The sequence below is a fragment of the Streptomyces sp. AK02-01A genome (assembly GCF_033795305.1).
Lineage (GTDB): Bacteria > Actinomycetota > Actinomycetes > Streptomycetales > Streptomycetaceae > Streptomyces.
Genome location: NZ_JARBAE010000095.1, coordinates 1 through 6603, shown reverse-complemented (window position 1 = coordinate 6603; position 6603 = coordinate 1). Strand labels below are relative to the sequence as shown.

At 71.8% G+C, this 6603-nt stretch carries 1 protein-coding gene; it reads right to left on the bottom strand.

Annotation, left to right across the window (positions count from 1 at the left end):
- Positions 1-6603: SDR family NAD(P)-dependent oxidoreductase (locus tag PV679_RS35645; RefSeq protein ID WP_416069874.1), on the bottom strand; the 6603-nt coding region annotated here is incomplete at both ends.

Below are 6603 nucleotides of genomic sequence, written 5' to 3'. Positions count from 1 at the left end.
TCCCCACCCGACTCCACCAACCGCCACAGATCCTCCGGCGAACCCACCCCACCCGGAAAACGGCACGCCATCGACACAATCGCGATCGGCTCATCAGAAACCGAAACCACCGAGGCGGAAGAGGTGAGCAGCGCGGAGGACTCGTCGACCGCTCCCTCCCCGGTCACCTGGCCGCGCAGGTGGTCGGCGAGGGCCGCCGGGCTGGGATGGTCGAAGACGAGCGTGGTCGGGAGGCGCAGTCCGGTGACGGCGATCAGCCGGTTGCGGAGTTCCACCGCCGTCAGGGAGTCGAAGCCGAGCGCCTTGAACGCCTGGTTGACGGCCACGCCGTCGTCATCGGAGTGACCGAGCACGGTGGCGATCTGCTTGCGTACGAGGTCGAGCACCGCCGTCTCGCGTTCGGACGCGGGCAGCGCCGCCATCCGCCGGCCCCAGGACGCCGCCGTGCCGCCGTCGCCGACCCCCTGGGCCACCCGCCGTACGGGCGTCCTGACGAGGCCGCGGAAGAGGGACGGAACCGCGTTGTCGGCGCTCTGTGCACGGTGGGAGGCCAGGTCGAGCCGGGCAGGGACGAGCAGCGCGTCGTCGCGCGTGAGCGCGGAGTCGAAGAGCGCGAGCGCCTGGTCCGAGGGGAGCTGGGCCACTCCGGCACGGGCCATGCGCGCCACGTCCGCGCTGTCGAGGTGGCCGGTCATTCCGCTGGCGTCGGCCCACAGACCCCAGGCGAGGGACAGTGCCGGGCGGCCGTTGGCGCGGCGGTGCGCGGCGAGGGCGTCCAAGAAGGCGTTCGCGGCGGCGTAGTTGGCCTGTCCGGCGTTGCCGAGGGTGGCGACGACGGAGGAGAAGAGGACGAAGGCCGAGAGGTCCGCGTCCTGGGTGAGCTCATGCAGATTCCATGCGGCATCGGCCTTGGGGCGCAGCACCATGCTCAGGCTCTCGGCGGTGAGGGCCGGGAGGGTGCCGTCGTCGAGGACGCCGGCCGTGTGGACGACACCGGTCAGCGGATACTCGGCCGGGACGGAGGCGAGCAGCGCCGCCAAAGCCTCCCGGTCCGCCACATCACAAGCCTCGACCCTCACCTCCGCACCCAACGAACCCAACTCGTCCCGCAACTCCACAGCACCCGGCGCCTCAATACCCCGCCGACTGACCAGCAAAAGACGACGCACCCCATGCCCCACCACCACATGACGCGCGATGAGAGCACCCAACGACCCCGTACCACCGGTCACCAGCACCGTGCCTCCGGCGCCGAAAACCTCTCCGCCCGGCGTGCCGGACTCGGTTCCGGTCGAGGTGGTGGTGCGGGCCAGCCTCGGGACGAGTATCTCCCCCTCACGGAGCGACAATTGTGGCTCGTCCGTCGCGAGAGCGGACGGGATCGCCTCGGCCGATGCCTCGCTCCCATCGACGTCAAGCAGCACGAACCGGCCCGGATGTTCGGACTGCGCGGCACGCAGCAGCCCCCACACCGCCGCTGCGGCCAGGTCGGGGACGTCCTCGCCATGGCGGGTGGCCATCGCGTGGTGGGTGACGACGGCCAGACGTGTCGCACCGGTCCGCTCGTCCGCCAGCCATGTCCGCACGGTGGCCAGTACCTCTTCGAGGACGGCGCGCGGCTGCGCCTCGGGGGTGCTCCGGGGGCAGGGCAGCAGCACCGTACGCGGCGGCGCTCCCCCCGTGTCCGCCGAGCCGAAGGTGTCCAGCAGAGCTGCCAGATCCGGGTGTACGGAGGCGCCGAACGCTTCTGGTACGACAAGTGTCCCGCCGACAGAGCCGAGGAGCGCCACGACCTGTGCGCCCGCGGCCGTTTCCGGCGCGGTGTGCGGTGCGTCCAGCGGCACCCAGTCCACGCGGTGGAGATCGCGCTCCACTGCCGTGCGGCCGGCCGCGGCCAGTTGTCCGGCGGCGACCGGGCGCAGGACGAGCGATTCCACCGTGGCGACAGGCGCGCCGGCGGCGTCGGCGGCCAGGATGCGCACGCCGTCCCGGCCGGCCGGGGAGAACCTCACCCGCAGGCTGCGGGCGCCGGTGGCCAGCAGCCGTACGCCGTCCCAGGCGAAGGGCAGCAGGGGTCCTGGTGTCTCCGTATCCGTCCGCGCGCTGTCCTCCCGCATCACGATGGCGTGCAGTGCGGCGTCCAGCAGCGCCGGGTGGAGCCCGAACCGCTCGGCGGTGTCGTGTTGTTCCTCGGCGAGCCGCACCTCGGCGAAGACCTCGTCTCCGCGCCGCCACAGTGCGGTGAGGCCCTGGAAGGACGGGCCGTACTCGTAGCCCTGGGCGGCGAGTCGCGGGTAGCGGGCGTCGAGGTCGACGGCCTGTGCTCCCTCGGGCGGCCAGGTCGCCAGATCGCCGTGGGCCTGTGCGCTCTCCTCCGACGGTGTCCCGTCCGTCGCGGCGCCGGATGCCAGGAGGGCCGTCGCATGTCGCGTCCAGCGGTGCTCGTCCTCGCCACCCGGGGTGGCAGCCATCGGCCGGGCGTAGACCCGCAGCCCGCGCCGGCCGCTGTCGTCCGGTCCGTCCACGACGAGTTGAAGCTGGATGTCTCCCTGTTCCGGCAGGACCAGCGGCGCCTCCAGCGTGAGATCGTCCACCCGGTCGCTGCCGCACTCGTCCGCGGCGCGCAGCGCCATCTCGACGAAGGCGGTGCCCGGAAGCAGCACGGTGCCGAACACCGCGTGGTCGGCGAGCCAGGGGTGGCTGCGCAGCGAGAGCCTGCCGGTGAGCAGCAGTCCGCCGCCGTCGGCGCCGTCGGCGAGCCCGACCAGTGCGGTGAGCAGGGGGTGGTCGGCGGCGCCGAGCCCGGCGCCGGACACATCGCCGGTGCGGGCGGGGGTACGCAGCCAATAGCGGTCGCGCTGGAAGGCGTAGGTGGGCAGATCCACGGGGTCGGCCGGACCCGCCGTGCCGGGGATCCGCGACCAGTCCACCGGCACGCCGGCGGTGTGCGCGGTGGCGACGCTCGTCAGGAAGCGCCGCCAGTTCCCCTCGTCGCGGCGCAGCGAGCCGACAACCACCGCCGCCGAGGGTTCGTCGGTCTCGCCGTCCTGGACCGTGCCCGACCCGAGGACGTCGTCGATCGTCTCCTGAATGCCCATGGTGAGCACCGGGTGCGGGCTGGACTCGATGAAGGCGGTGTAGCCGTCGGCGGCGAGCGACCGTACCGCCTTCTCCAACTGGACCGTATTGCGGAGGTTCCGGTACCAGTAGTCGGCGTCGAGCACCGCCGTGTCGATCGGCTCTCCTTCGAGGGTCGAGTAGAACGCGACGGACGAGGAGCGCGGCGCGAGCCCGGCGAGCGTCTCCAGAAGTTCCTCGCGGATCTCTTCGACATGGGCCGAGTGTGAGGCGTAGTCCACGGCGATGGTGCGCGCTCGCACGCCCTCGTCGCGGCAGTCCCGCACCAGCTCCGCGAGCGCCGCCGGGTCGCCGGACACCACGGTCGCCGTCGGACCGTTGACCGCGGCCACCGAGAGCCGGTCGCCCCACCGCGTGAGCCGTTCGGCCACCTCGGCCGGCGGCAGCGGGATGGAGCCCATCCCTCCCTTGCCCGCCAGTGCGCCGATGGCCCGGCTCCGCAGCGCCACCACCTTCGCGGCGTCGTCGAGGCTCAGCGCCCCGGCGACGCAGGCGGCCGCGATCTCGCCCTGCGAGTGGCCGACCACCGCCGCCGGCCGTACGCCGACCGACTGCCAGACGGCGGCCAGCGACACCATCACCGCGAACAGCGACGGCTGGACCACATCCACCCGGTCGAAGCCGGGCGCGCCGGACGACCCGCGCAGGACCTCGGTCAACGACCAGTCCACATAAGGGGAGAGCGCCTGTTCGCAGGCTTCGACGCGCTGCCGGAACACCGCGTTGGTGTCCAGCAGCTCCACGGCCATACCGTCCCACTGCGACCCCTGGCCGGGGAAGACGAAAACGGTCCTGCCGGGGGCGGACGCCTGTCCTTCGATACCGCCGGCGGACTCCGCGGCGGCGAGTTCGCCGAGCCCGTCGAGGAGTGCGGCGCGGTCCCCTCCGATGACGACGGCGCGGTGGTCGAACGGCGCGCGGGTGGTGGCGAGCGCATGGGCCACATCCGCCGGGCGCAGTTCCGGTGCGTTCTCCAGGTGCTCCTTGAGACGCTGCGCCTGGGCGCGCAACGCGGTACGGCTCTTGGCCGAAAGCAGCCACGGGAGAGGGCTGCCGTCAGGAGCGTCATCGACGGCAGGCGGCTGGGCGGGGGCCTGCTCGGTCTCCGGCGAGGGAGCCAGTGCGGGAACCGGTACGAGGGCCGGCCCGGCGGAGTCCGCCGGCGCCTGCTCCAGAATGACGTGCGCGTTGGTCCCGCTGATACCGAACGAGGACACCGCGGCCCTCCGCGGCCGTCCCGGGGCGCTCTCCGGCCACGGCACGGCCTCCGTCAGCAGTTCGACCGCACCCGCCGACCAGTCCACGTGCGGCGACGGCTCATCGACATGCAGCGTCCTGGGCAGGACGCCGTGCCGCATCGCCATCACCATCTTGATGACGCCGCCGACCCCCGCCGCCGCCTGGGCGTGCCCGATGTTGGACTTCAACGACCCGAGGAGCAAGGGCTGTTCGCCGTCCCGCTGCTGCCCGTACGTGGCCAGCAGCGCCTGTGCCTCGATCGGGTCGCCCAGTCGTGTGCCGGTTCCGTGGGCCTCCACCGCGTCCACATCCGCCGCCGACAGCCGGGCACTGGCCAGGGCCTGACGGATCACCCGTTCCTGCGAAGGACCGTTGGGCGCGGTCAGACCGTTGCTCGCGCCGTCCTGGTTGATCGCGCTGCCCCGCACCACGGCAAGCACCCGGTGGCCGTTGCGGCGCGCGTCCGACAGCCGCTCCAGGGCCAGCATGCCCACCCCCTCGGCCCACGCCGTACCGTCGGCGCCGGCCGCGAACGCCTTGGCCCGGCCGTCCGCCGCCAGCCCCCGCTGCCTGCTGAACTCCACGAACATCCCGGGCGTCGCCATGACGGCAGCGCCGCCGGCCAGGGCTATGCCGCACTCTCCCTGGCGCAGCGCCTGCGCCGCGAGGTGCAGGGCGACCAGGGACGATGAGCAGGCGGTGTCGACCGTCACCGCCGGCCCCTCCAGGCCGAGGGTGTAGGAGATACGGCCGGAGGCGACGCTCGCGGTGCTGCCGGTGAGCAGATACCCCTCGTACCCCTCGGCGGTTTCGTGCAGCCGCGGCCCGTAGTCCTGGGACATCGCGCCGACGAAGACGCCCGCGGCGACTCCACGCAGCGCGGAGGGGTCGATTCCGGAGCGTTCCAGGGCTTCCCAGGAGGTCTCCAGCAGCAGCCGCTGCTGTGGGTCCATGGCCGCCGCCTCGCGGGGCGAGATCCCGAAGAACGCGGGGTCGAACTCGTCGGCCCGGTGCAGAAACCCGCCGTGCCGCGCGTAGGTCTTGCCGGGACGTCCCGGCACCGGGTCGTAGAGGTCGTCGATGTCCCAGCCACGGTTGCCGGGAAGCTCGGAGATCGCGTCCTGCTCGTCGGCGACCAGACGCCACAGGCCCTCAGGAGAGGCCACTCCTCCGGGGTAACGGCAGGCCATACCGATAATCGCTATGAGATCGTCCGAGGTGTTCGGCATGCCGCCGGCCGGCAGCCGCACGGCGGGGTCGTCGCTGCCGAGAAGCTCGCGGCGGATGTGCCGGGCGAGCGCGCCGGGGCTCGGGTGATCGTAGATGAGCGTCACGGAGAGTCGTAGCCCGGAAGCCGCGTTGACGCGGTTGGTGAACTCGACGGCGCTCAGCGAGTCGAAGCCCAGTTCCTTGAACGACTGCTCCGCGTCGACGGCGTTCGAGAGATGCCCGAGAACAATGGCCACATTCGTGCGCACCAACTCCAGCAGGAGGCGCTCCTGCTCGGCCTCGCTCTCCCCCGCGAGCCGCTGGGCGAGCAGTGCGGCGGACGACATCTGCTCATCGGTGTCGCTCTCGGCCTCTTCCGTGGCGACTGCGGCCGAAGAGACTGAGAGCGGCGCCGGGGCATGGGCGGTGTCGAGCCAGTAGCGGCGGCGTTGGAAGGCGTAGGTGGGCAGGTCGACGGGGCGGCGGGCAGCCACCGGACCGAAAACCGCCGCCCAGTCGAGTGCGAGGTCGGTGTGGACATGCAGTGCACCCAGCGCCGAGATCACCGCCTGCGCCTCCGAACCATCCTTGCGCAGCGACGGCACGAAGACCTTGTCCTCGCCTTCGACACCCGCCTGGGCCAGCGCCGCCAAAGTGGCATCCGGACCCAGCTCAATAAACGTCCCCACACCCTCACCTTCGAGAGTCCGGACGGCCTGGTGGAAGAGAACCGCGTTACGGGCATGGGCCGCCCAGTAGTCGACCGAGGACAGCTCCTCGGCCGTCGCCAGCTCACCCGTCAACGTCGAAACAATCGGAATCGTCGGCGCGGAAAACTCCAACTCGCCCGCTATGGAACGGAATTCATCGAGCATGCCGTCCATCAGAGGCGAATGGAACGCATGACTGACCGTCAGACGACGCGTCTTACAACCCGCCTCCGCCAGCCGGCCCGCCACCTCCAGCACCGCACCCTCTACACCCGAAATCACCGTCGACGACGGACTGTTCACCGCC